This is a genomic window from Actinomycetospora termitidis, assembly GCF_030286555.1.
Classification (GTDB): domain Bacteria; phylum Actinomycetota; class Actinomycetes; order Mycobacteriales; family Pseudonocardiaceae; genus Actinomycetospora; species Actinomycetospora termitidis.
Map to the genome: position 1 here is coordinate 286,616 of NZ_JASVWF010000005.1, position 24,196 is coordinate 310,811.

Here is a 24,196-nt window from a genome sequence, read left to right on the forward strand (position 1 = left end):
CTGTGTCGCAATCCTCCCGGTCACCGGCGCGGGTGACCGGTCGGCGGGAGGTGGCCCATGGCACCGGAGCTCGTGTCGATCGTGGTGCTGATGGTGATGTTCGTGATCGCCACGGTCCTGCCGGTGAACCTCGGCGCGCTCGGCTTCGTGGCGGCCGCCGGTGTCGGGGTGCTCGTCGGCGGGCTGAGCCTGGACGACTCCCTGGCCGGCTTCCCCACCGACCTGTTCCTGATCCTGGTCGGGCTCATGTTCCTCTTCGGGATCGCCCAGCAGAACGGGACGATCGACCGGCTCGTGGAGTGGTCGATGCGGCTGGTGCGCGGCCACCTGGTGGCGGCGCCGTGGATCTTCTTCACCCTCGCGACGGTGTTCTCCGCCATCGGCGCGCTGTTCGCCGTCGCGATCGTCGCCCCGCTCGCGATGCCGTTCGCCCGTCGCTACCGGATCGACCTGCTGCTGATGGGCATGATGGTCGTCCACGGCTCCCTCGCCGGGGCGTTCTCCCCGATCAGCGTGTACGGCGTCGTGGTGAACGGGCTCGTGGCCGGGACCGCCCTGCCGTCGAGCCCGCTCACGCTCTTCCTGGTCCCGCTGGCGTTCAACGTGCTCGTCGCCGCCGTGGTGTTCGTGCTGCTCGGCGGGCGCGACCTCGTCGGTGTGCGCTCCCACCACGTCGAGGAGGAGGACGAGGAACCCCCGGCCGACTCCGACGTGTCCGTCCCCGGGGGCGTCGGGGTGCGGGAGCGGACCAGGGCCGGCACGCGCGTCACCTACCCGCAGGTCCTCACGCTCGCGGCGATCGTGGTGCTCGCCGTCGGCACGGTGGGCTTCGGTCTGGACGTCGGCGTGCTGGCGATGTCGCTCGCGGTCGTGCTCGGCATCCTCTCCCCCGCCGGGAACGCCGAGGCGCTCAAGGGCATCAGCTGGTCGACCGTGCTCCTGGTCTGCGGGGTGATCACCTACGTCGGGGTGTTGCAGGAGGTCGGGACCACCGAGCTGGTCGGGCAGGGCATCGTCGCCCTCGGGGTCCCGCTGGTGGTGGCGCTGCTGCTGCTCTACCTCGGCGGCGTGCTGTCCGCGTTCGCGTCGTCGGCGGGGATCATCGGCGTCGCGATCCCGCTGGCCCTGCCGTTCCTGCTCCAGGGATCGGTGAGCGCGATCGGGATGGTGGCCGCGCTCGCCGTCGCGACGACGATCGTCGACGTCAGCCCGTTCTCCACCAACGGCGCCCTCGTGCTGGCGAGCACCCCGGAGGACGTCGACCGGGACGCCTTCTACCGGCGCATGCTCGTGTACGCGGGGTCGGTCGTGGTGGCCGGTCCGCTGCTCGCGTGGGCGCTGCTGATCCTGCCCGGGTGGCTCTAGATCTTGACTCGGACGGGTGATCGCCGTCACGCTGCCCCGGTGACGAAGGACCGGATCACGAACACGCTCGGGGTGCTCGGGGCGATCTTCTGTCTCGTGGCCGTCCTGACCGGCTTCGGCCACGCCGCCGAGGCCGACGACGATGACGACGACGCCCCGGCCGCCCCGCCGCCGACCAGCCAGGTCGTACCGGCCCCCGTCCCCGGGGGAAGCCAGCCGCAGGCGCCGGCGCAGAGCCAGCCGCCGGCGGCGCCCGCCGCGCCGGCGGCGCCGCAGGACGACGACGGGGACGACGACGACGGCTGAGCGCCACGGCGTCAGTCGGGGCGGTCTCCCCGGCCGGAGCCGACGGAGCGCGTCCGCCAACCGCGATGCAGCGGTTCGCCCCCGTCGCACGGGAGGATCGACCAGGCCTCGGCGGTCCAACGGAAGATCGCATCCTGCCCGTAACGCGCCGCGAGCGCGACAGCGGTCTCGTCGCTGAGCCTGCGGACGACCACGCTCTCCTCGACGTGCGAACCGTCGACGGCACCGGCGTCGCCGCACCAGGTCTCCACCTCGGCGGGCAGCTCGGCCACCAGCGCCTCCTGCCGGCGCTGGTTCTCCGCCGCGTCGAGCCGCTCCGGGCCCGGATTGTGGGCGGTGAGGACGTGGACGGGGCCGTCGAACGGGAAGTCCCCCGTGCCCTCGTCGGCCGGCCGGAGCTCCGTCGTCCCGCCTCCGTGCCACCGGACGCGGAGCCGCGCCTGCGCGTAGCCCGCGAACCGTTCGACCCGCTCCGCCATGGGTCGAGGATGCCGCGATCACCCCAGACGTCGGAACGGGCCGCGATCGATTCGGCGACCGCGGTGTCATCGACCTGGTACACCGGCCTACCGGTCAGAATCCCGCTTTGGCCCTGGTGACCTCGAACGGCTCGTCACGAGGACTCTCCTCACCCGTGGCCATCGCGGCTGCAGCCCGGATGACCCGGTGGTACGAGCCCCGGTTCGTCTGGAGGATGGCGAGTCGGCGGAACTCCTCCAGCACGGAGAACACCGGGGTCAGGTCCAACTCGCGACGCATCGACTCCGACGCCGTCTCGAGGGCTTGCCGGAAGCGGACCTGATCCTCGGGGTCGAGCGCCGCGTGGATCGACTCCGGGCTCGCACCTGCGCCGAGGGGCCGCGCGGGCGGGTCCGCGTCGATGCTCCACGAAGCCGACATGCCCACGAAGAGTACTGGCTCAGGGCGGAGGTGTCGGGCAGGAACGGGCTCGCGGGGCCGCGACGTCGACGTGGCGCAGGTGCGGCACCCCCCGAGACCTGCCCGACGTCGACCTCGACGAGCCGACCGCCCGGCCATACTGCGTGCCGTGAGCACGCTCCCCGACCTCGTGCGGCGCATCCTCGACGGCGAGCCGGCCGTCCCGGCCCCGGAGGCCGACCGGGACCTGTTCGCCCGACGGGCGGGCGAGGCCGGGGTCCCGGGCGCCGTCGTCGCCGAGCTCGTCGCGCTCTACGCCGTCCACGACGGGCTCGCCGACGAGACGAGCCTCGGCTTCCACCCGTGCGCGGACGTCGTGATCTTCGAGTGGTGGCCGGACGACGGGTTGTGGCTGGGGCAGCGGCACTTCCACACCACCCGCTGGACCCCGGAGCACGGGTTCGCCCGGGGAGATGCGACGGACGTCATGTTCGGTCCGGACGACGCCTTCCCGACGCTGGTCGACCTCCTCGCGGCCTCCTGACTCAGATCTCCAGTCCCTTCGGCGGCCCGGCGAGCGCCTCCTTCAGCATGCGGCTCGGAGCGTCGACGAGGACCTCGTCGGTTCCCTCCGCGACGCCGTCGAGGATCCGGTCGGCGACCTCGGCGGCGGCAATCTTCGGGACGTCGAGGTGGGCGATCATGTCGGTGTCCATGAACCCGAGGTGGACGCCCAGGACGTGCACGTTCCGGACGCGGAGTTCGGCGCGGGCACCGTTGGTGAACGACCACGCGGCCGCCTTCGTCGCGGCGTACGAGCCGGCCCACGGCGCGGCGGCCCACGACAGCGCGGACAGCACCGTCACCGCCGTCCCTCCCCCACGGCGGGCGAGGACCGGCGCGAACTCCCGCAGCACCGCGACCGGACCCCAGAAGTTCGTCTCCATCTCCGCCCGGGCGCGCTCCGGGTCCGTCGTGAGCAGCGAGCCCGCGCCCCCGACCCCGGCGTTGTTGATCACGAGGTCGACGTCGGCCGCGCGGGCCGCCGCCTCCTTGATCGTCGACAGCTCGGTCACGTCCAGACGGACCGGGACGACCCGGGGATCGTCCAGACCGACGAGGAGGGGGTCGCGGGCGGCCGCGTAGACGGTGCTCGCGCCGCGGGCGAGCAGGCCGGTCACGAGGGCGGCGCCGAGACCGCGGTTCGCGCCGGTGACCAGGGCGTTCGCGCCGGAGAGGATCATCGGACGACCCGCTCGAGGATCGTCGCGTTCGCGGTGCCGCCGGCCTCGCACATCGTCTGCAGGCCGAAGCGCCCGCCGGTCTGCTCGAGCACGCCGAGCAGCGTCGTGGCCAGGCGCGCCCCGCTGGCGCCGAGCGGGTGCCCGATGGAGATCGCGCCGCCGTTCACGTTGACCTTCGTCGGGTCGGCGCCGGTCTCGGCGAGCCAGGCCAGCACGACGGACGCGAACGCCTCGTTGACCTCGAAGGCGTCGATGTCGTCGAGCGCGAGCCCGGCGCGGGCGAGCACCTTCGCGGTGGCCGGGATGATGCCGGTGAGCATGAGGACCGGGTCGTCGCCGGTGACCGTGGCGGTGTGCACGCGGGCCCGCGGGGTCCACCCGTGCGCGGCCGCGATCTCCGAGGTCGTGACGAGCAGGGCCGCGGCGCCGTCGTTGTAGGGGCTGGCGTTGCCGGCGGTGACGGTCCAGTCGATCTCCCCGAACCGCTCGCACCACCGCGGGTCGGCGAACGGGGTGCGCAGGCCGGCGAGCGCCTCGGCGGTGGTGCCGGACCGGATCGTCTCGTCGGTCGCCAACTGGACCACGGAACCGTCGGGAAGGGGGCTCTTCAGCGGCACCGTCTCCGCGGCGAACCGGCCGTCGGCCCACGCCGCGGCGGCCTTCCGGTGGCTCTGCCGGGCGAACTCGTCGAGCTGCGTCCGGGCGAGGCCCCAGCGGCGCGCGATCAGCTCGGCGCTGACGCCCTGCGGGATCAGCCCGGGCGCGTAGCGGGCGGCGACGGACGGCCCGGCGACGTCCTGCGGGACACCGTCGACCCGGGTCTGGCTGCCGATCGGGATGCGCGACATCGACTCGACGCCGGAGGCGATCGCGATGTCGTAGGCCCCGGCCACGACGCCCTGCGCGGCGAACGAGAGCGCCTGCTGGCTCGAGCCGCACTGGCGGTCGACGGTGGTGCCCGGGACCGACTCGGGGAAGCCGGCGGCGAGCGCGGCGAAGCGTGTGGTGTTGCCGCTCTGCTCGCCGACCTGGCCCACCGCGCCGCCGATGACGTCGTCGACCTCCGCGGGATCGAGGCCCGTCCGCTCGACCAGCGAGCGGAGCACGTGCGCGTGGAGCTCGACCGGGTGCACGCCCGCGTACGCCCCGTCGGCCTTGCCCTTCGCCAGCGGCGTGCGGACCGCCTCGACGATGACCGCGTCCCTCATGACGTCCTCCTCCACGATGCGGACCGATCGGTCCCGGACCGCTCGGTCCGAATCGTGCGCCTCCGACCTCCGTGGGTCAACGAGGACGGTCGTGCTCCGCGCCACAGGACGGGTCGCCGGCACCTGCCTGGCGCCGATTTGACCATGACCGGCCAGGTGCGTACGGGTACCGGGGTGCGAGCATCCACGGCAGGGTCGGTCGACGGCTCCACGGCGTTCTTCCGGGCGGACGGCGAGCACCTCGTGCCGCTGCGGCGGGCGAGGAGCGGGTGGGGTGGATCGGACGGACCCGACCAGATCCGCGGCACCGCGGTCAGCGCGATCCTCGCCCGCGCCGCCGAGCGTGCCGCTGACGAGCTGGAGCACCCGGCGTGGTTCCGCCCGGTGCGCTGGACGCTGGATCTCTTCCGTCCGGCCGCGATGGCTCCGGTCACGACGACGGCGGCCGTCGTCCGCAGTGGACGGCGGCTGCGGCTCGTGGACGCGACGCTGGACCAGGACGGCCGCGCGGTCGCCCGGGCGTCGCTGCTGCTCCTGGCCACCGGTGGCCCGCGCGCCGGGACGACGTGGACCGCGCCCCTGCCGTCGACACCGGAACCGCCGCCCGCCGACCTCGTCCCCGACCCGGCGGAGCCGACGCTCTACCGCAGCGACGGCTGCTGGTCGGCCGACCGCCGGCTGCACGCCAACGCGGCCCGGAAGGCGACGTGGTTCCCCGTCGCCCCGATCGTCGAGGGCGAGGAGCCGACCGGGCTGGCGCACGTCGCGGCCGTCGCCGACGCAGCCAACCTGACCTCGAGCTGGGGCACGCTCGGCGTCGAGTACATCAACGCCGACCTCACGCTCACGCTCACCCGCGTGCCCGACCGCGGTGCGGGCGTGGGCCACCACGCCGAGTCCCGGGTGGAGGACGACGGCATCGCCTGGGGCACGACGACGGTGTTCGACGAGCACGGCACGCTGGGGAGCGTCGTCGTGTCGACGCTGGCCAACGGGGAGCGTGCGGTGACCGTCTGACGATGTGGCGTGACTGCCACTGGATGCCGGCAACGACGCTTCGCTGTCACCCCCGCGGCGGCGCGATCAGTCCGCGGTCAGCTCCACGACGGGCTCCCGGACGTCGCGGACCCCGGCGTGCTCCGGCCGGAACGCCTGGCGGGCGCGCTTGTTCTCGTACATCGCGGCGTCGGCGGCCGCCACGGCCGCGGCGAACCCGCCGTCCACCCGGAACGGGGCCACACCGACGGAGCAGGGCACGCCGGCGTCGACGAGCACCGCCTGCAACCGGTCGGCCAGGCGGGCGGCGTCGTCGGCCCCGACCGACGCGACCAGCCCGAACTCGTCGCCGCCGAGGCGCGCGAGCGGGTCACCGGCACGGACGGCCCCGAGCAGGGCGGTGGCCGTGCGGCGGAGGTGGCGGTCGCCGGCGTCGTGGCCCTCGGTGTCGTTCACCGTCTTCAGCCCGTCGAGGTCGACCATCACGACCGAGGCAGGGTCGCCGAAGCGGCGGAACCGCTCCTCCTCGCGCGCGAGCCAGCGCTGCCAGCCGCGGCGGTTGAGCAGCCCGGTCAGTGCGTCGGTCTCGGCGTCGGAGACCGCCCGCTCGAGGGCCCGGGCGCTCTCCACGGCGGCGCCGTCGGCCTCGAGCACGCTGGAGAGCAGGCTCGACAGCAGGTCGAGCAGCGACTCGTGCCGCAGGAACTCGGCGGGCAGCGGGTCGGGGTTCAGGCCGACGACGGTGCCGAAGAGCGAGCCGTCGGGCCGCACGATCGGCGTCCCGACGTAGGCCCCGACCCGCACCGCGTGCGCCGCCTGCGCGCCGACCGCCGCAGCGAGGTCGGGGACGAGCGCGGTGTCCGGCACCACCCGCGGGGTGGTCCCCAGCGACATCGTCCGGCACAGCGAGGTCGACCACGCGACCTCGGCGCCGGGCCGCAGCCCGTAAGCGGTGTCCGCGGTGACCAGCATCGTCTGGCGCCGCCCGACCACGCGGGAGACGGCCCAGACGCCCATCGGCACGGTCGCCGCCAGGAAGTCCACGACCATGCGGCAGGCCGCGTCGAACGCCTTCTGCGGCGTCAGCTCCACCGCGACCTGCGCGCTCCGCGTCCGCACTCCCGATCCCCTCGTCGTCGCCACCGGTCCCGGACTACCCCGCACCGGACGCCGAGGTGGCCCCGTGAGCGGGAGGACCACCCCGTCGGGCGGCTCACGATCCGGTGACGCGCGCTCCCTTGCGGGCCCGCTTGTCGGTGTACATCGCGGCGTCCGCCTCGGAGATCGCCTCGGAGAACCCGGACGCCAACCCCACCGGGGCGACGCCGATCGAGCACGGCGTCCCGGCGTCGTCGAGGACGCGCTGGAGCCGCGCCACCAGCGGGCCGGCGTCGTCGGGACCCACCGTGGCCACCATCGCGAACTCGTCGCCGCCGAGCCGGGCCAGCGGGTCGCCGTGCCGGGTCGCGGCGCGCAGGGTCTCCGCGGTGCGCTGCAGGAAGCGGTCACCGGCGTCGTGGCCCTGGGTGTCGTTGACCTCCTTGAGGCCGTCGAGGTCCATCATCAGGACGCAGGCGGGGTCACCGAACCGTCGGAAGCGCTCCTCCTCGCGCTCGAGCCACCGGGTCCACCCGCGGCGGTTCAGCAGGCCGGTGAGCTGGTCGGTCTCGGCGTCGGAGACGGCCCGCTCGAGCTCGCGGGCGTGGTCCACGGCGTTCGTGTCGGCCTCGAGCACGCTGGACAGGAGGCTGGAGAGCAGGTCGAGCAGCCCCTCGTGGGACACGAACCCGTCGCCCATCGGCTGCTTGTTCAGCCCGATCAGGGTGCCGAAGAGTTCGCCGCCGGGCTGGACGATCGGGGTCCCGACGTAGGCCGCGACCGGGAAGTCGAGCGCCGCGGCGGACTCCGCCGGCGCCTGCAGCTGCGGTACCGCGGACGTGTCCGGCACGACCCGTGGCGTGTCCCCGGTCACCATCGTCTGGCACATCGTCTCGGTCCACCGGTTGCCGAAGCCCGGGGCGAGCCCGTAGTCCCGGTCGTGGGCCACCAGCACCGTCTGCCACCCGGCCGCCACGCGCGTCACCGCCCACGCGCCGAGCGGGACGGACTCGGCGAGGTAGTCCACGACCATCCGGCAGGCCTGGTCGAACGCTCGCGGCGGCGCCAGGTCGGCGATGACCGCGCCGTCGTCACTGCTGTTCACATCGATCCCCTTGCCACAGCCCGTGCCTCCCCCGGCACTCATTGTTACCGGAGCCGGGACGCCGCGCGGCAGGGGGCGGTCACGGAGGAGTGACCCTCCGCAGGTGGATCAGCGGGTGCGCCAGACCGTCGGAGTCGGTCTCGGACCGGCCGATCTCGACGAAGCCCCGGCGCCGGTACCAGTCGCGGGCGCGCGGGTTCTCCTCGTTGACGTCCACGGTGAGGATCGGGGCGCGGACGTCGTCGAGCAGGGCGGTCCCGATGCCGCGGCCGTGCGCGACGGGGTCGACGAACAGCATCGCCACGTCGCCGCCGCGCCCGCTGCGGAAGCCGAGCGGCCCGTCGTCGGGACCGGTCGCGACGCGCACCGCGGCCCGCGGCAGCTCGCCGCGCAGGCGGCGCTCGAACCCGTCGACCTCCGCGGTCGTCAGGAAGTCGTGCGTGGCCTCCACGGCGCGGCGCCAGACGCCGACGAGGGCGTCCAGGTCGGCCGGGACGGAATCTCGGATGTGCACTTGACCCTCACGCGACGTCAGCCCGGAACCTGGCCATCATGACCGGGATGACGGACACGGCGCTCACCGTCGGCCAGGTGGCCGAGCGCTACGGGCTGACGGTGCGGACCCTGCACCACTACGACGAGATCGGGCTGCTGCGCCCGAGCGGTCGCAGTGCGTCGGGCTACCGCCTCTACGCCCCGTCCGACGTCACCCGCCTGCAGCACGTCGTGGTGTACCGGCGACTCGGGTTCGGCCTGGAGGACATCGCCGTCCTCCTCGACGACCCCGCGGCCGACGTCGGCGAGCACCTGCGACGGCAGCGGGACGCGGTCACCACCCGGCTCGACGAGCTGACCGACCTCGTCGTGGCCATCGACCGAGCCCTGGAGGCGGAGATGGACGGCATACAGCTGACCCGCGAGGAGCGCAGGGAGCTCTTCGGGGAGGGATTCAAGGATGAGTACCAGGCCGAGGCACGGGAGCGCTGGGGCGACACCGAGCAGTGGCGGCAGTCGCAGGAGCGGACCGCGCGGTACACGAAGGACGACTGGGTCGCGATCAAGGCCGAGACGGACGCGGTCAACGCGGCGTTCGTGGCGGCCAAGCGGTCCGGCGCCGCGCCGGACTCCGACGCGGCCCGCGCGGCCGCCGAGGCGCACGGCCGGCAGATCCACGAGCGGTTCTACGACCTCTCGCCGGAGATGCACCGCAACCTCGCCTGCCTGTACGTGCAGGACGAGCGGTTCGCCAAGACCTACGACGACCTCGAGCCGGGCCTCGCGCAGTACGTCCACGACGCGATCAACGCCTATCGGAGTTGATCGGAACCGATCGCGGGGACCGTGCGTCGCCCCGTCCGACGAGCCACGTCGGAAGGGGCTGGGATGGAGGAACCGTGCGACCTACCCTCGAGCCATGAGAGCCGTCGTCCCGGAGGTGCTGCTCGACGAGCGGCGCCGCCTGGGCCTGGACCGGAAGGACGAGCTCTGGGACGGGGTCCTGCACATGGTGCCCCCGCCCGGTGACCCCCACCAGGGGCTCTCCGCGGAGCTGTTCCTCGTCCTCGGCCCCCTCGCGAAGGCGCGGGGTCTCGTCCCGCGGATGGAGACGGGCCTGTTCCGGACCCGGGACGACTACCGGGTCCCCGACCAGCTCTACCGTCGTCCCGACGCCGGATCCTCCCGCGGCGCCGAGAGCGCCGAGCTGGTCGTGGAGATCCTGTCGCCGGGCGACGAGACCGTCGCGAAACTCCCCTGGTACGCCGAGCTCGGTGTGCGGGAGGTGCTGGTCCTCGACCCCGATGACCGCACCGCCCGGCTGTTCCGCGGGGCCACCGAGGTCGACGCCATGTCCGAGGTCCTCGGTGTCGCGTTCGCGTCCGTCGAGCAGGCCCTGTGCCTGTCGTGGGACGGCGGGTCGTCGACGCTCTGAGGGGTGTCGCGGAACGGCCCCACGCAACGTCGGGGAGGTGCGAGCATGAGCAGCGACCGGGGAGGTGACATGAGCATCAGCTACTCCGCTCCCTCGCGGCTGCTCGAGCTCGCCGACTGGGACGCGCTCCCGGAGGACGAGCTCCATCACGTCGAGCTGGTGGAGGGGGTGCTGGTCGTGTCGCCCAGGGCGCAGTTCCAGCACGGGCACGCTGTCGTCCGGGTCGCCTCGGCGCTGCACCACCAGCTGCCGCCGCACCTCGCTACGTTGATCGAGGTCGAGATCGTCGTCGAGGGCGACCCCTTCCCGACGGTGCGGGTGCCCGACGTCGTGGTGGTCCCGGCCGACATCGTGGACCGGCGGGCGCGGTGCGACGCCGACGAGGTCCGGGTCGCCGTCGAGGTCCTCTCCCCCGGTTCCCGGCGGACCGATCGGATCATGAAGGCGGCCGAGTACGGGTCGGCGGGCATCGCGCACTACGTCCTGGTGGACCCGGAGGGCGCCACCCTCGTGCTGGCGCTGCGCGACGGCGCGTACGAGGAGGTCGACGTCCTGGAGCTGGACGGCGTGCGGATCGACCTCGGCTGAGATGCCCACCTACCTCGGCATCGACATCGGGACGTCGAGCTCGAAGGGTGTGCTCGTCGGCGACGACGAGACCGTCCTCGCGCGGGCCCAGGTGGAGCACGCGACGTCGTACCCCGCGCCGGGGCACGTGGAGCACGACGCCGAGGCCGTGTGGTGGCACGACCTCGTCCACCTCGTCCGCGAGCTCGGCGGGAGCCCGGACGCGGTCGGGGTGAGCGGCATCGGCCCGGTGCTGCTGCCCGCCGACGCCGCGGGCCGGCCGCTGCGTCCGGCGATCCTCTACGGGGTCGACACCCGGGCCACCCGCGAGATCGCGGAGCTGACCGAGCGGTTCGGCGCCGCGGAGATCCTGCGCCGGGGCGGGACACCGCTGTCGAGCCAGGCGGTCGGCCCCAAGATCGCGTGGCTGCGTCGGCACGAGCCGGAGGTGTGGGACGCGACGGCGATGCTGCTCATGGCGAGCTCGTTCCTGGTGCACCGGCTGACCGGCGAGTACGTGCTCGACCACCATTCGGCCAGCCAGTGCGACCCGCTGTACGACCTCGACGCCGCGGACTGGGCGGCCGACTGGGCGGACGAGGTCGCGCCCGGCCTCGCGCTGCCCCGGCTGGCGTGGCCCACCGAGGTCGCCGGGCACGTCACCGCGGCCGCCGCGGCGGAGACCGGGCTGCGGGAGGGCACCCCGGTCACCGTCGGGACCATCGACGCGTGGGCCGAGGCCGCGTCGGTGGGCGTCGAGGGGCCGGGCGACACCATGGTCATGTACGGCACGACGATGTTCCTGGTCCAGACCGCCGATGCGCCCGCGCGGCACGAGACGCTCTGGTCCACCCGCGGCGTGACGCCGGGTTCGTTCACGACGGCGGCCGGGATGGCGACCGGCGGGGCGGTCACCACGTGGCTGCGCGACCTCGTCGGCGGTGACCACACCTCGTTGACCGCCGCGGCCGGTGAGGTCCCGGCCGGCGCGGGCGCTCTGCTGCTCCTCCCCTACTTCGCCGGTGAGCGCACGCCGGTGTTCGACCCCGACGCCCGCGGGGTGCTGATCGGCCTGACCACCCAGCACGGCGCGCCGGAGATCTACCGCGCCGCGCTGGAGGGCATCGCCCACGGTGTGCGGCACAACCTCGCCGCGTTCCCCGCCGCCGATGCCCGCCTCGTCGCCGTGGGCGGGGGCACGACCGGCGGGGTGTGGACGCAGATCGTCAGCGACGTGACCGGCCTTCGCCAGGACGTCCCGGCCGACACCACCGGCGCGGCCCTCGGCGACGCCTGGCTCGCGGCCGTGGCGACGGGGGCCGAGCCCGACATCGCGGCGTGGAACCCCGTCGTCGGGACCGTGGAGCCGGACCCGGCCACCCGGGAGGTCCACGACGCGATGCACGAGCACTACCGCGCCCTCTACCCGGCGACCCGGGAGACGGCGCACTTCCTGGCCGGCCTCAGACGGTGATGGCGACCTTGCCGGTCATGCGTCCGCTCTCCACCATCTCGTGGGCGCGCTGCAGGGTCTCCGGGGTGAGCCCGTCGAGGCGCTCGGAGAGCGTGGTACGGATCGACCCGCCCTCGATCAGCTCGGCCGTGCGGTCCAGCAGCTCGTGCTGGGCGACCATGTCCGGCGGCGCGAACATCGGGCGCGTGAACATCAGCTCCCAGTGCAGGGCCAGGCTCTTGTCCTTCAGCGGCAGCGTCTCCAGGCCCTCCGGCTCGTCGATCGCGACGATGCCCCCGCCGGGGTTCAGCAGCTCCGCGTAGGCCTCGATCATCCCGGCGGTGGCGGGCGAGAAGACCAGGTCGACGCCGTCGGGGGCGACCTCCCGGACCGAGGCGACCAGGTCGTGGTGGTCGGCCAGGTGGTGGGCCCCCATCGCGGTCGCCCAGTCGCGGGAGGCCTCGCGCGACGCCGTCCCGACCAGGGTCAGATCGGTCAGGGCGCGGGCATACTGCAGCACCATCGACCCGACCCCGCCGGCCGCGCCCAGCACGAGCAGCGTGCGCGACCGGCCGTCAGGAAGACGGAAGCGGTCGAAGAGCGACTCCCACGCCGTGATCGACGTGAGCGGGAGCGCCGCCGCCTCCGCCCAGTCGAGGGTCGACGGCTTGCGGCCGACGATCCGCTCGTCGACGACGTGGTACTGCGCGTTCGTGCCCGGCCGGGTGATCGACCCGGCCTCCATGACCTCGTCGCCGACGGCGAACAGGGTCACCTCGTCGCCGACCGCGGTGACCACCCCGGCGGCGTCGAACCCGAGGACCTTCGGCTCGCCGCCGGGGTCGACGCCGTGGTGGAGCTTCGTGTCGACGGGGTTCACCGAGACCGCACGGACCTCGACGACGAGGTCCCGCGGACCGGGGGTCGGCTCGGGCAGGTCGATCTCGGTGAACGGGCCGGACGTCTGGTGGTAGGCGATCGCCTTCATGGGTGTGCGGTACCCGCAGGTGAGCACTTGTTGTCGCCATGGCGACAACAAGTGCTCACCAGCGCAGCTCATCCCAGCGTGAACGGGTCCCGCGTGCCGCCGGTCAGCTCGACCCACACCGCCTTGGTCTCCAGGTAGGCGTCGATGCCGTGCAGGCCGTTCTCGCGGCCGAGGCCGGACTGCTTGAACCCGCCGAACGGGACGCTCGGTGAGAGCACGCGGTAGGCGTTGATCCACACCGACCCGGCCCGGATGCGCGCGGCGACCCGGTGCGCCCGGTGCACGTCCTTGGTCCACACCGCGCCCGCGAGGCCGTACGGGGTGTCGTTCGCGAGCTTGATCGCCTCCTCCTCGTCGGTGAAGGTGACCGCCGAGAGGACCGGCCCGAAGACCTCCTCGCGGTAGACGGTGTCCGTCGGCTTGACGCTCAGGACGGTGGGGCGCACGAAGTAGCTGCCCAGCGACTCCTCGGCGACGCCGCCGTAGGCGATGGTCGCGCCCTCCTCGCGGGCCTTGTCGAGGTAGCCGAGCACCTTCTCGTACTGCGGCTGGTTGGCGACCGGCCCCATCTCGGTCTCGGCGTCCATCGGGTTGCCGAGCTTGATCGACGCGGCGCGCTCGGCGACCAGGCGCACGAGCTCGTCGTGGACGTCGGCGTGCACGATCAGCCGCGATCCGGCCATGCAGGTCTGCCCGGTCGCCGCGAACACGCCGGCGACCAGCCCGTTCGCGGCGGCCTGCAGGTCGGCGTCGGCGAACACGACCTGCGGCGACTTGCCGCCGAGCTCCAGGGTGACCGGGTTGAGGTTCTCCATCGCGGCCTGGCCGACGTGCCGGCCGGTCGCGGTGGAGCCGGTGAACGCGACCTTGTCGACGCCGGGGTGGGCGGCCAGGTGGGCACCGGTCTCGCGGTTCAGCCCGGTGACGACGTTGACGACGCCGGCCGGGATGCCGGCCTGCTCGATGAGGTCCGCGAAGCCCAGCGTCGACGCCGGCGCGTGCTCCGACGGCTTGACGACGACGGTGCAGCCGGCGGCGAGCAGCGGCGCCAGCTTGAACGTCATCAGCAGCAGCGGCGAGTTCCACGGCGTGATCGCCGCGACGACGCCGATCGGCTCGCGGCGGGTGTAGACGAGATAGTTCGGGTTCGGCGAGGGGATCTGGGCGCCCTCGATCTTGTCGGCCAGCCCGGCGAAGTAGTGGTACCAGCCGCCGAGGCCGTTGAGCTGGCCGAGCATCTCGCGGTAGAGCTTGCCGGAGTCGTTGACCTCCAGGGTCGCGAGGCGCTCGGCGTTCTGGCCGATCAGATCGCCCAGGCGGCGCAGGCACGCGGCCCGCGCGAACCCCGTCATCGCGCCCCACTCGCCGTCGAAGGCCGAGCGGGCGGCCGCGACGGCGGCGTCGACGTCGTCCGGACCGCCGTCCGGGATCGTCGCCCAGCTCTCGCCGGTGTAGGGGTTCTGCGACTCGAAGGTCGCCCCCGAGATCGCGTCGACGGACCGACCGCCGATCAGCATGCGGAACGTCTCCATGGTGCTCACCTCGTGATCAGATCGGTGACGGCGAGGAACGCGAGTCCCTCCACCCGGGCGAAGGCGGCGGCGGAGGACGGGGGCACGAGGTCCCCGGTCTCCTCGTCGAGCAGCGTGCAGGTGACCGCGACGGGCCCGAGGCCGGCGAGCTCCGCGAGCGCCGACGCGGCCTCGGGAGCGCCGGCACGGCCGGGCCGGACGGTGGTGGCCACGACGTGCCCGGGCCGGGTCAGGTCGACGGGCCGGCTGCCGGGGTCGGCGAGCACGGCGAGGGTCCGGGCACGGTCGGTCGCGCTGATGCCGGTGGTCACGCCGTGCGCCGCGTCGAACGGGACCGTCCGCGCGCTCCGCCCCCAGGCCGGGGCGAGGTCGAGCGCGGCGAGGGTCGCCTCCGGCGCGGCCGCCTCCAGGAAGCCGCTGCCGTAGCGCACGAGGAAGGCGACCGTCGCGGGCTCGATCCCCGCAGCGGCGGCGACGAGCACCGCGCCCTGCGATCCCGCGGACACGACGACGGGGCGGCCGCGCCGGGTCTCGGCGACCGCGTGGTCGACGAGATCGGGGGCGGCGGGGGGCGCGACGAGGGCGCAGGTCACGGTGGATCCTTCCGGACGGCGGGTCTAGAGCAGCGGAGCGAGCGCGGTGATGGCGGGCGAGGCGCGCACCGCCGCAGTGAACTCCCCGAAGGCCCGCCCGTGCGCGGCGACGAGGGCGCGGGCCTCGTCACCCAGGTCGCCGTCGGGGCCGAAGTGGCCGCCGTGCAGGAAGAGCCCGGGCGAGAGGACCTGGGCCGCGAAGAACCCGGCCAGCACGGAGCGCAGGTCGTCGACGGCGAGGAAGTGCTCCGCGGCGTTGCCGGTGTGCAGGATCGCGGTCGCCTTCCCGCGCAGCGGAGCACGTCGCTCCCCCGTGGCCCCACGCTGGGTGTTCTCCAGCAGGGCCTTGACCAGCCCGGACGAGCGGGCGCGGTAGGTCGGGGTGGCGATGACGACGCCGTCGGCGGCCTCGATCGCGCGCTGCACCTCCTCCGGGTCGGGCCCGTCTCCGAGCTCGATCACGGTCGTCGTGAGGCCGGTGGCGTCGAGGAACGCCGCGAGCGCGGTGGAGCTGCGCCCGCCCGCGTTCGGCGACCCGCCGATACCGACGACCGTGTGCTGGCTCACGGCGTCGACGGTAGGCACGGCCCACGCCCCGCCCCATCCGCCGTGCGCACCGCGGCAGCCGATTCACGCAGGCGCCGCACGTTTGCGCGACGATCCCCCTGCGTGCAACCGTGTGTCCCACCACACAATGGCGTGATCGAGCAGAAGGTCTCGCAGGTGAGCCCAGCCGAGGAGCCCCTCGCGGCGCACACGGTGATGAACACCGCCGACGTCGACGAGGCGCAGCACGTCGTGTCGGAGGTCTACGTCCGGCACGAGCTCGACTCCCTCGGCGGCCGGCCCCTCGACGCGCGGCTCAACAGCATCGCCTCGGAGCGCCTCACCCTGGGCTACCTGGTGTACGGGGCGCACGCCGCGCTGGACCTCCCGCCGCTCGAGCACTGTTACCACGTGAACCTGACCCTCTCCGGGCGCACCGAGGTCACCCGCCGTCGGGGGAAGGAGCGGGCGGTCACGGAGGGCGGGCGCAGCGGGGCGGTCCTGATCCCCACCGAGGACTCCACCGTGCAGTGGACGCCGGAGGCGACGCAGTTCGCGATGAAGTTCCCGCGCGCCCCGCTCGAGGAGCACCTCGGCGGCCTGCTGGGGCACCCCATCCACGACGCGCTCGACTTCGACGTCTCGATGGACCTGACGGCGGGTCCCGGGGCGGCGCTGATGGGCGCGGTCCGGTTCCTGCAGACCGAGATGGACCGGCCGGGTGGGATCGCCGCCGCCCCGCTCGCCCGCGCCCAGCTCGAGACGTACGTGATGACCGCGCTGCTGCACGGGGTGCGGCACCAGTACACGAACGAGCTCGTCGCCCCGCGCACCGAGGACCGGCCGGCGCTCGTGCGCCAGACGCAGGACTACATCGACGCCCACGCCGGCGAGCCGTTCAGCATCCCGCAGCTCGCACGGCGGATGGGCGTCTCGACGCGGACGCTCCAGGTCACCTTCGCCCGGCACGTCGGCATGACGCCGAGCGAGTACGTCCGCGACGTCCGACTGGCGCGCGCGCACGCCGACCTGCTGGCCGCCAACCCGGCCGACAGCTCGGTCACCGAGCTCGCCGCGGCCTGGGGCTTCCTGCACCAGGGCCGGTTCTCCGAGCAGTACCGCGCGAAGTACGGCCGCCTGCCGTCGCAGACGCTGCGTTCCTGACGGGTCGGTTGCGCACTTCGGATGTTCGGCTGCGCCTCACGGATGTCCTCCCCGCCCGGCGCCTTCCTACCGTGATCCCGATCACCGACGACGCCGCTGGAGGTCCCCCATGGTCCAGACGATCACGTACGGCCGCGAGCAGACGCTGCCCCTGGAGCACCCGCGTACCGGGCCGTCGATCTTCAACGACCAGAAGATGAAGCTCGGTCTGTTCGGCTCGAACTGTTCCGGCGGTCTGTGCATGACCGACGCGCCGACGACCTACGAGATCACCTGGGACCACACCAGGTCCATCGCGCAGAAGGCCGACCGGCTCGGGATGGAGGCGATGGTCCCGGTCGCGCGGTGGAAGGGCTTCGGCGGCAACGTCAACTTCAACGGCACGAACTTCGAGACGTTCACCTGGGCCGCCGGCATCGCCGAGGCCACCGAGCAGATCACCGTCTTCACCACCACCCACATCCCGACGGTGCACCCCGTCGTCGCCGCGAACATGGCCGTCACCAACGACCACATCGCGAAGGGCCGGTTCGGGATGAACCTGGTGATGGGCTGGTTCACGCCGGAGATGGGGATGTTCAACCCGAAGCAGCTCGAGCACGACGAGCGCTACGTCTACGGCGGGGAATGGCTCGAGTTCGTGGAGCGCCTCTGGACCGCGGAGGGTGAATTCGACATCGACGGCACGTACTTCCAGGCGCAGAACCTGGAGTCCGAGCCGAAGCCGGTCCAGAACCCCAGGCCGGTCCTCATCAACGCCGGCAACTCGAAGTCCGGCACGGACTTCTCCGCGAAGTACGTCGACATCAACTTCGCCTCGCTCGACATGGAGAAGATGGCCGACTACACGAAGGACATCAAGCGCAAGGCACGCGAGGACTACCAGCGACAGATCTCGACGATGACCTACGGGCTGGTCGTCTGCCGGGACACCGAGGCCGAGGCCAAGCGCGACCACCAGCGGATCATCGACGAGGGCGACTGGCCGGGCGCCCGCAACCTCATGTCGATCATCGGCATGGAGTCGCAGTCGTTCAACGAGCAGATCGAGAAGTTCCAGGAGCGCTTCATCGCTGGCTGGGCCGGTCAGCCGCTGGTCGGCACGCCGGAGCAGGTCGTCGAGGGGTTCCAGCAGCTCTCCGACCACGGCATGGAGGGCATGATCATGGGCTTCCTCGACTACAACGAGGAGATCGACCAGTTCGGCGAGCAGGTCATGCCGCTGATGCGCGAGGCGGGCCTTCGCCACTGATGTGGGCGGAGCCCAGGTGAGCACTTCTTGTCGCCATAACGACAAGAAGTGCTCACCTGCGAAGCTCACTCACCAGGTCGTCCAGCCCCAGCGAGCCCTGCGCCAGGGCGTCGGCGTGCCAGCGGCGCACGTCGAAGCCGGGGCGGGCGGCGGCCTCGGCGCGCCCGGCCAACCACGCCCGCTCGCCGAGCTTGTAGCCGATCGCCTGCCCCGGGCCGCCGAGGTAGCGCAGCAGCTCCGAGTCCGCCATCGCGTCGCCCCGGCCCACGTGCATCCCGAAGAACTCCCGGCCGAGCTCCGGGGTCCACCGCTGCCCGGCGCCGACCGGTGAGTCGGCCGGGACGTCGAGCTCCAGGTGCATCCCGAGGTCGATGACGACGCGGACCGCGCGCAGCATCTGCCCCTCCAGGTACCCGAGCCGCGACGCCGGGTCGGCGTGGAAGCCGAGCTCGTCCATCAGCCGCTCCGCGTACAGGGCCCAGCCCTCGACGTTCGCGCTGACCATGCCGACCGCCGAGGTCTGGAACGTCGACAGCGTCTCCGCGTGCAGCGGCCACGACGCGAGCTGCAGGTGGTGGCCGGGGACGCCCTCGTGGTACCAGGTGGAGATCAGGTTCCACATCGGGTAGCGGTCGTCCGGGGTCGCGGGTAGCCACGTGCGGCCGGGCCGGCTGAAGTCCAGCGTCGGCGGCGTGTAGTACGGCGCGGCGGCGCTCCCGACGGGCGCGAGGCGGGCCTCGACGGCACGGATGGGGCCGGAGAGGTCGAAGTGGGTGCCGTCGAGCGCGTCGATCGTCGCGTCCATCAGCGCCTGCAGGTGCTCGCGGGCCGCCTCGCCGCCGGAGATCACCTCGCCCTCGGTCTCGAGGAGGTCCATCGCCTCGCGCGGGGTGGCGCCGGAGCGCACGCGGTCGGCCTCGACGACCATCTCGTCGCGCAGGCGCCGGAACTCCTCCCAGCCCCAGGCGTAGACCTCGTCGACGTCGATGTCCGCGCCGTTCCAGAAGCGGGTCGCCACGCGGTAGCGGTCCGGGCCGACGGCGTCCGGCGTCCCCTGCGTGTCCGGCAGGTAGTCCTCCAGCAGCCGGGTCCGCAGCTCCGCCAGCCCACCGGCCGCGGCGGCGGCCCCCTGCTCCAGGTCCTTCCGGACGGCGGGTCCGACGTCCGCCTCGCGGGCGAAGGCGGAGAACCAGCCGCGCCCGCCGTCGTCGTCGAGCCAGGTCCGCAGCTGCTCGCCCACGCGCGCCACCTGGCGGGGAGCGGCGAGCAGACCGCGCCGGCGGCCCTCGTCCAGCGAGCGCCAGTAGCCGTCGAGCGCCTCCGGGACACGCGCCATGCGCGCCGCCACGGTGGCCCAGTCCTCCTCGGTGGCGAGCGGCATCAGCGCGAACGCCATCCGCACCCCGGCGGGCGGCCCGAACAGCTCCTGCACCGCGCGCAGCGGCTCCCCACTCCCGCTGTACGCGAGCTCGGCCTCCAGCCGCTCGCGCAGGAGCCGGGCGCAGCGGCGCTCATCGGCGTCCGTCGGCTCGGACAAGGCGTCGAGACGGGTCAGGGTCTCGCGCCGCAGGGCGTCGCCGGCGGCGATCCCGTCGGGCGAGAGGTCGGGCAGCTGGTCCTGCCCCTCGCCCAGGCCGAGTTCGCCCGCGACGATCGGGTCGAGCGCGGCGAGCCGACGCACGTGGTCGTCGGCGAGGTCTCGAACAGCCCGGCTGGAGTTCATCGCCGTGCAGTGTGCCCCCACCCGGGCCGGGGCACTCAGCGGACGTGTCGACGACGATGCCTGCCGCCAGCACCGACCTCGACACGCTGCGCGAGGTCGAGCAGCGGGTCCTCTGGCTCTCGACCGCGATCGTCGACCACGCCAACCGCGTCCGCGAGGCCACCGGCGGGGTGAAGGTGGGCGGGCACCAGGCGTCGTCCGCCTCGATCGTCTCGATCATGACGGCGCTGTGGTTCGGCACGCTCCGCCCGGAGGACCGGGTCTCGGTCAAGCCGCACGCCTCGCCCGTGCTGCACGCGGTCAACCACCTGCTCGGCCGGCTGGACGCCCGGTACCTGACGACGCTGCGACAGAAGGGCGGGCTGCAGTCCTACCCGTCGCGCTCCAAGGACCCCGACCCCGTCGACTACTCCACCGGCTCGGTCGGCATCGGCGCCACCGCCCCGATCTGGGGGGCGATCGCCCGCCGCTACGCCCACGGGCTCGGGACGCGTGCGGGCACGGGTCGGCAGTTCTCGCTGGTCGGCGACGCCGAGCTGGACGAGGGCGCGGTGTGGGAGGCGGTGCTGGACCCGGTCGTGCGCGAGCTCGGCGAGGTCACCTGGATCGTGGACTTCAACCGACAGTCGCTGGACCGGGTCGTCCCGGACATCTCCGTGACGCGGCTGCAGGGCCTGTTCGAGGCCGCGGGCTGGCAGGTGATCATCGTCAAGTACGGGCGCCTGCTCACCGACCTCTACGCCCGCGAGGGCGGGGACGCCCTGCGCCGGCGCATCGACACGATGTCGAACCCGGAGTACCAGCGGCTGCTGCGCTGCACCGCGGCCGAGCTGCGCGAGCGGTTGCCGCAGGCGTCGGAGGACTTTCCCGACGACGGCCGTCTGGTCGCGTCCCTGCTGGAAGCACTCGACGACGACGCCGTCCACGCCGCCATCCGCAATCTCGGCGGCCACGACCTCGGCGCCCTGCTCGACGCCTACGCCCGCATCGACGACACCCGACCCACGGTGATCTTCGCCTACACCGTCAAGGGCTACGCGCTCCCGACCCAGGGGCACCCCCAGAACCACTCCTCGCTGCTCACCGAGGAGCAGATGCGCGAGCTCGCGGCCTGGGCGGGCACGGACCTGGACGAGCCGTGGACTCCCCTGCCGCCGGACTCGGACGCGGCCCGGCTCTGCGCCGAAGCGGCAGAGCGCCTCGCGCGCCCGGACGAGACCGAGCGCGCCGGCTCGCGGCCCGCGAGCCAGGACCACGGGCCGGACCTCCCGGAGATCCCGACCGACGTCGGTCGCACCCCGTCCGGCACCGGCACGACGCAGCAGGCCCTCGGTCGGGCCCTGCTCGACCTCACCCGCTCCGCGCCCGAGGCCGCCCGCCGGGTCGTCACCTGCTCCCCCGACGTCGCCAGCTCGACCAACCTCGGCGGCTGGCTGAACAAGGTCGGCACCTGGTCGCCGCGGGAACGTCGCGACTGGTTCGAGGACGACGCCGAGACGATCCTGCACTGGAAGGAGCGCCCCACCGGTCGCCACATCGAGCTGGGGATCGCCGAGACCAACCTCGTCGGGCTGCTCGGCGAGCTCGGGGCGACGTGGTCACGCTGGGGCGAGCCGCTGCTGCCGATCGGGGTGCTCTACGACCCCTTCGTCGCGCGGGCCCTCGAGCCGTGGGCGTTCGGGATGTACGCCGGCGGGCAGTCGATCCTGGTCGGCACACCGAGCGGGGTCTCGCTCGCCCCGGAGGGCGGCGCGCACCAGTCGATCACCACCCCGTCGATCGGGCTCGAACAGCCCGGCTGTGTCGCCTTCGAACCTGCCTTCGCGGTCGAGGTGACGTGGTGCCTGCTCGACGGGCTCGGACGGCTCGGTCGCCCCGACGGGTCGTCGACGTACCTGCGGCTCTCCACCCGGCCGATCGACCAGTCCCTCGCCGCCGTGCCCGAGGACCCGGCCGCACGCGAACGCCGCCGTCGTCAGGTGGTCGGCGGCGGGTACCTGTTGCGACGCAGCGAGCGGCGGCCGCAGGTGACGATCGCGGCCACGGGGGCGGTCGTCCCGCAGGCGCTGGACGCCGCACAGCGGTTGGACGCGCTCGGGCACCCGGCCGACGTCGTCGTCGTGACCAGCGGGGACCTGCTGTTCCGGGCCCTCGACACCGGTGACCGGGCGGTGCTCGACGCGGCGCTGCCGGCCGACCGGGCCGCCCCGCTCGTGACGGTGCTCGACGGGCACCCGCACACGCTGGCGTTCCTCGCCGGGGTGCACCGGGTGCCGGCGAAGCACCTCGGCGTGCGGACCTTCGGCCAGTCCTCCGACCTCGCGGACGCCTACGCCGTGCACGGCATCGACGCCGACGGGATCGTGACGGCGGGTCTGGATGTGGCTGACGCCAGGTGAGCACTTGGTGCGGCTATAGCCGCAACAGGTGCTCACCTGGGCGCATCCCACATCAGCGCAGCGGGTGCCGCGGGATCGAGCGCAGGTTCGACCGGGCGAGCTGGACCATCTTCCCGACGCCGCCGGAGAGCACCGTCCGCATCCCCGCCAGCGCGAACCCGCGGACCTGCTCGGCGGTGATGTGCGGCGGGATCGACAGGGCGTCGGGGTCCGTGCGCACGTCGACCAGGGACGGACCGCGGTGATCGAGCGCCGTCCGGAGGGCGGCGCGCAGCTCGCCGGGCTCGCGGACCGTCACCGCGTGCAGCCCGGCCGCGGCGGCGATCGCACCGAGGTCGGCGGGGCCGTGGTCGGTCTGGAACGAGGGGAACCCGGCGACCATCATCTCCAGCCGGATCATCCCGAGCGCGCCGTTGTTGAACGCGACGACCGTGAGGTCCAGGTCGTGCTCCGCGGCGGTCAGCAGCTCTCCCAGCAGCATCGTCAGCCCGCCGTCCCCGGACATCGACACGACCTGCCGTCCCGGGAACGCCGTGGCCGCGCCGATCGCGTGCGGCAGCGCGTTCGCCATCGTGCCGTGGCGGAACGAGCCGAGGATGCGTCGGCGCCCGGTCGGGGTGATGTACCGCGCGGCCCACACGTTGCACATGCCGGTGTCGACGGTGACGACGGCGTCGTCGGCCAGCTCGTCGTCGAGCACGTCCGCGACGTACTCCGGGTGGATCGGGGTGCGCTCGGCGACGTTCGTCGTGTACGCGTCCACGACGTGCTCGAGCGCGCCCGCGTGGTGGCGCAGCATCTCGTCGAGGAAGTCGCGGTCGGTCTTCTCGTGCACCAGCGGCAGCAGCATCCGCAGGGTCTCGCCCACGTCGCCCTCCACCCCGAGGTCGAGCACCGAGCGGCGGCCGAGGTGCCTCCCGTCGGCGTCGACCTGCACGGTGTGCGCCTGCGGGAGGAACCCGTCGTAGGGGAAGTCGGTGCCGAGCAGAACGAGCAGGTCGGCCTCGTGCGACGCCTCGTAGCAGGCGCCGTAGCCGAGCAGCCCGCTCATCCCGACGTCGTACGGATTGTCGTACTGGATCCACTCCTTGCCGCCCAGGGAGTGCCCGACCGGGGCCTTCACCTTCTCGGCGAGCTGGAGGACCTCGGGGCGCGCGTCCCGGGCCCCGGCGCCGACGAACAGCGTGATCCGACGGGCGCGGTTCACGTGCTCGGCGAGCGCCTCGACCCGGTCGCGGGCCGGGACGACGACGGACGACGGCGCGACGAGGTCGCCGGTGGCGGTCGGGTGCGCGGCGGCCTCGGCGGTGACGTCGCCGGGGACCACCAGCACGGCGACGCCGCCGTCGGCCAGCGCGGTCTGCATCGCGACCCGCTGCAGCCGGGGCAGCTGCGCGGACCGGGAGATGAGCTCCACCCACGACGAGCACTCGGCGAACAACGCCGTCGGGTGCGTCTCCTGGAAGTAGTTCGTCCCGATCTGGGTCGACGGGATGTGCGAGGCGATCGCGAGCACGGGCGCACCGGAGCGGTGCGCGTCGTAGAGGCCGTTGACCAGGTGGGTGTTGCCCGGGCCGCAGCTACCGGCGCACACCGCGAGGGTGCCGGTCAGCTGCGCCTCGGCCGCGGCCGCGAGCGCCCCGGCCTCCTCGTTGTGCACGTGGATCCAGTCGATCCCGCCCTGCGCGGACCCACCGGAGCGGCGGACCGCGTCGACGATCGGGTTGAGGCTGTCCCCCACCAGCCCGTAGATCCGGCGGACGCCGGCCTGGACGAGCAGTTCGATCATCTGGTCGGCGACCGTGGATGCCATGGCCGTGATCGTGTCAGGTGGCCGCGCCTCGTGAC

24 protein-coding genes are annotated in these 24,196 nt (G+C 73.4%); 11 read left to right on the forward strand and 13 right to left on the reverse strand.

The genetic code is table 11. The annotated features are described in order from the left end of the window. The first annotated feature begins 57 nt into the window (after nucleotides 1-57). Nucleotides 58-1,365: an SLC13 family permease gene (locus QRT03_RS22115; protein ID WP_286055217.1), complete on the forward strand. Its 1,308-nt coding sequence runs from the start codon at nucleotides 58-60 to the stop codon at nucleotides 1,363-1,365. 39 nt (nucleotides 1,366-1,404) lie between these two features. Further along, nucleotides 1,405-1,671, forward strand: a complete 267-nt coding sequence (locus QRT03_RS22120) for a hypothetical protein (protein WP_286055218.1) — start codon at nucleotides 1,405-1,407, stop codon at nucleotides 1,669-1,671. Nucleotides 1,672-1,682: 11 nt separating this feature from the next. Here QRT03_RS22120 and QRT03_RS22125 read toward each other — a convergent pair whose 3' ends face one another. After that, the gene (locus tag QRT03_RS22125; RefSeq protein WP_286055219.1) at nucleotides 1,683-2,150 is read right to left on the reverse strand and encodes a DUF3293 domain-containing protein; all 468 of its coding nucleotides are present in this window, start codon (nucleotides 2,148-2,150) and stop codon (nucleotides 1,683-1,685) included. Nucleotides 2,151-2,244: 94 nt separating this feature from the next. Further along, nucleotides 2,245-2,571: a DUF6247 family protein gene (locus tag QRT03_RS22130; RefSeq protein ID WP_286055220.1), complete on the reverse strand. Its 327-nt coding sequence runs from the start codon at nucleotides 2,569-2,571 to the stop codon at nucleotides 2,245-2,247. Nucleotides 2,572-2,719: 148 nt separating this feature from the next. On the opposite strand from QRT03_RS22130, the gene QRT03_RS22135 reads away from it, so the two are divergent. After that, the gene (locus QRT03_RS22135; RefSeq protein WP_286055221.1) at nucleotides 2,720-3,094 is read left to right on the forward strand and encodes a hypothetical protein; all 375 of its coding nucleotides are present in this window, start codon (nucleotides 2,720-2,722) and stop codon (nucleotides 3,092-3,094) included. Nucleotide 3,095: 1 nt separating this feature from the next. On the opposite strand, the gene QRT03_RS22140 is transcribed toward QRT03_RS22135, so the two are convergent. Both QRT03_RS22140 and QRT03_RS22145 read right to left on the reverse strand, forming a co-directional pair. Beyond that, on the reverse strand, nucleotides 3,096-3,794 hold the full coding sequence (locus tag QRT03_RS22140) for an SDR family oxidoreductase (RefSeq protein ID WP_286055222.1): 699 nt from the start codon (nucleotides 3,792-3,794) through the stop codon (nucleotides 3,096-3,098). Next, nucleotides 3,791-5,002: a thiolase family protein gene (locus QRT03_RS22145; protein ID WP_286055223.1), complete on the reverse strand. Its 1,212-nt coding sequence runs from the start codon at nucleotides 5,000-5,002 to the stop codon at nucleotides 3,791-3,793. The genes QRT03_RS22140 and QRT03_RS22145 overlap by 4 nt, the downstream gene beginning before the upstream one ends. A gap of 174 nt (nucleotides 5,003-5,176) precedes the next feature. On the opposite strand from QRT03_RS22145, the gene QRT03_RS22150 reads away from it, so the two are divergent. Next, complete coding sequence (locus tag QRT03_RS22150; protein ID WP_286055224.1) at nucleotides 5,177-6,019, forward strand: acyl-CoA thioesterase domain-containing protein; 843 nt, start codon at nucleotides 5,177-5,179, stop codon at nucleotides 6,017-6,019. 66 nt (nucleotides 6,020-6,085) lie between these two features. On the opposite strand, the gene QRT03_RS22155 is transcribed toward QRT03_RS22150, so the two are convergent. From QRT03_RS22155 to QRT03_RS22165, 3 genes are all read right to left on the reverse strand, one after another. After that, the gene (locus tag QRT03_RS22155) at nucleotides 6,086-7,117 is read right to left on the reverse strand and encodes a GGDEF domain-containing protein (protein WP_286055225.1); all 1,032 of its coding nucleotides are present in this window, start codon (nucleotides 7,115-7,117) and stop codon (nucleotides 6,086-6,088) included. Nucleotides 7,118-7,211: 94 nt separating this feature from the next. Beyond that, complete coding sequence (locus tag QRT03_RS22160) at nucleotides 7,212-8,201, reverse strand: sensor domain-containing diguanylate cyclase (RefSeq protein WP_286055226.1); 990 nt, start codon at nucleotides 8,199-8,201, stop codon at nucleotides 7,212-7,214. Between the two features lie 79 nt (nucleotides 8,202-8,280). Then, a complete protein-coding gene (locus QRT03_RS22165; protein ID WP_286055227.1) occupies nucleotides 8,281-8,715 on the reverse strand; it encodes a GNAT family N-acetyltransferase in 435 nt (144 codons plus the stop codon). A gap of 47 nt (nucleotides 8,716-8,762) precedes the next feature. On the opposite strand from QRT03_RS22165, the gene QRT03_RS22170 reads away from it, so the two are divergent. The 4 genes from QRT03_RS22170 (at nucleotide 8,763) to QRT03_RS22185 (ending at nucleotide 12,172) form a co-directional block, all read left to right on the forward strand. Beyond that, the gene (locus QRT03_RS22170; RefSeq protein ID WP_286055228.1) at nucleotides 8,763-9,521 is read left to right on the forward strand and encodes a MerR family transcriptional regulator; all 759 of its coding nucleotides are present in this window, start codon (nucleotides 8,763-8,765) and stop codon (nucleotides 9,519-9,521) included. A 94-nt stretch (nucleotides 9,522-9,615) separates the two neighbouring features. After that, complete coding sequence (locus QRT03_RS22175; protein ID WP_286055229.1) at nucleotides 9,616-10,131, forward strand: Uma2 family endonuclease; 516 nt, start codon at nucleotides 9,616-9,618, stop codon at nucleotides 10,129-10,131. A gap of 45 nt (nucleotides 10,132-10,176) precedes the next feature. After that, the gene (locus tag QRT03_RS22180) at nucleotides 10,177-10,719 is read left to right on the forward strand and encodes a Uma2 family endonuclease (RefSeq protein ID WP_286055230.1); all 543 of its coding nucleotides are present in this window, start codon (nucleotides 10,177-10,179) and stop codon (nucleotides 10,717-10,719) included. 1 nt (nucleotide 10,720) lies between these two features. After that, nucleotides 10,721-12,172, forward strand: coding sequence for an FGGY-family carbohydrate kinase (locus QRT03_RS22185; protein WP_286055231.1), 1,452 nt, complete (start codon nucleotides 10,721-10,723; stop codon nucleotides 12,170-12,172). On the opposite strand, the gene QRT03_RS22190 is transcribed toward QRT03_RS22185, so the two are convergent. From QRT03_RS22190 to QRT03_RS22205, 4 genes are all read right to left on the reverse strand, one after another. Continuing rightward, the gene (locus QRT03_RS22190) at nucleotides 12,162-13,139 is read right to left on the reverse strand and encodes a zinc-binding alcohol dehydrogenase family protein (protein WP_286055232.1); all 978 of its coding nucleotides are present in this window, start codon (nucleotides 13,137-13,139) and stop codon (nucleotides 12,162-12,164) included. The genes QRT03_RS22185 and QRT03_RS22190 overlap by 11 nt on opposite strands. Before the next feature lie 68 nt (nucleotides 13,140-13,207). Continuing rightward, nucleotides 13,208-14,671, reverse strand: coding sequence for an aldehyde dehydrogenase (locus tag QRT03_RS22195; protein ID WP_425604880.1), 1,464 nt, complete (start codon nucleotides 14,669-14,671; stop codon nucleotides 13,208-13,210). A 5-nt stretch (nucleotides 14,672-14,676) separates the two neighbouring features. Next, nucleotides 14,677-15,264 carry a 3,4-dihydroxy-2-butanone-4-phosphate synthase gene (locus QRT03_RS22200; protein WP_286055234.1) on the reverse strand — a complete coding sequence of 196 codons (588 nt, stop codon included), beginning with the start codon at nucleotides 15,262-15,264 and terminating at the stop codon, nucleotides 14,677-14,679. Between the two features lie 24 nt (nucleotides 15,265-15,288). Then, complete coding sequence (locus QRT03_RS22205) at nucleotides 15,289-15,831, reverse strand: NAD(P)H-dependent oxidoreductase (protein ID WP_286055235.1); 543 nt, start codon at nucleotides 15,829-15,831, stop codon at nucleotides 15,289-15,291. Nucleotides 15,832-15,987: 156 nt separating this feature from the next. On the opposite strand from QRT03_RS22205, the gene QRT03_RS22210 reads away from it, so the two are divergent. Beyond that, entirely contained in the window at nucleotides 15,988-16,974 is a 987-nt protein-coding gene (locus QRT03_RS22210) for an AraC family transcriptional regulator (protein WP_286055236.1), read from the forward strand. Nucleotides 16,975-17,083: 109 nt separating this feature from the next. Beyond that, nucleotides 17,084-18,226, forward strand: a complete 1,143-nt coding sequence (locus QRT03_RS22215) for an LLM class flavin-dependent oxidoreductase (protein ID WP_286055237.1) — start codon at nucleotides 17,084-17,086, stop codon at nucleotides 18,224-18,226. A gap of 52 nt (nucleotides 18,227-18,278) precedes the next feature. On the opposite strand, the gene QRT03_RS22220 is transcribed toward QRT03_RS22215, so the two are convergent. After that, the gene (locus QRT03_RS22220) at nucleotides 18,279-19,949 is read right to left on the reverse strand and encodes a DUF885 domain-containing protein (protein WP_286055238.1); all 1,671 of its coding nucleotides are present in this window, start codon (nucleotides 19,947-19,949) and stop codon (nucleotides 18,279-18,281) included. A 56-nt stretch (nucleotides 19,950-20,005) separates the two neighbouring features. On the opposite strand from QRT03_RS22220, the gene QRT03_RS22225 reads away from it, so the two are divergent. Next, nucleotides 20,006-22,348 carry a transketolase-like TK C-terminal-containing protein gene (locus QRT03_RS22225; RefSeq protein WP_286055239.1) on the forward strand — a complete coding sequence of 781 codons (2,343 nt, stop codon included), beginning with the start codon at nucleotides 20,006-20,008 and terminating at the stop codon, nucleotides 22,346-22,348. Between the two features lie 52 nt (nucleotides 22,349-22,400). Here QRT03_RS22225 and QRT03_RS22230 read toward each other — a convergent pair whose 3' ends face one another. Continuing rightward, nucleotides 22,401-24,161, reverse strand: a complete 1,761-nt coding sequence (locus tag QRT03_RS22230) for a pyruvate dehydrogenase (RefSeq protein WP_286055240.1) — start codon at nucleotides 24,159-24,161, stop codon at nucleotides 22,401-22,403. Between the last annotated feature and the right edge of the window lie 35 nt (nucleotides 24,162-24,196).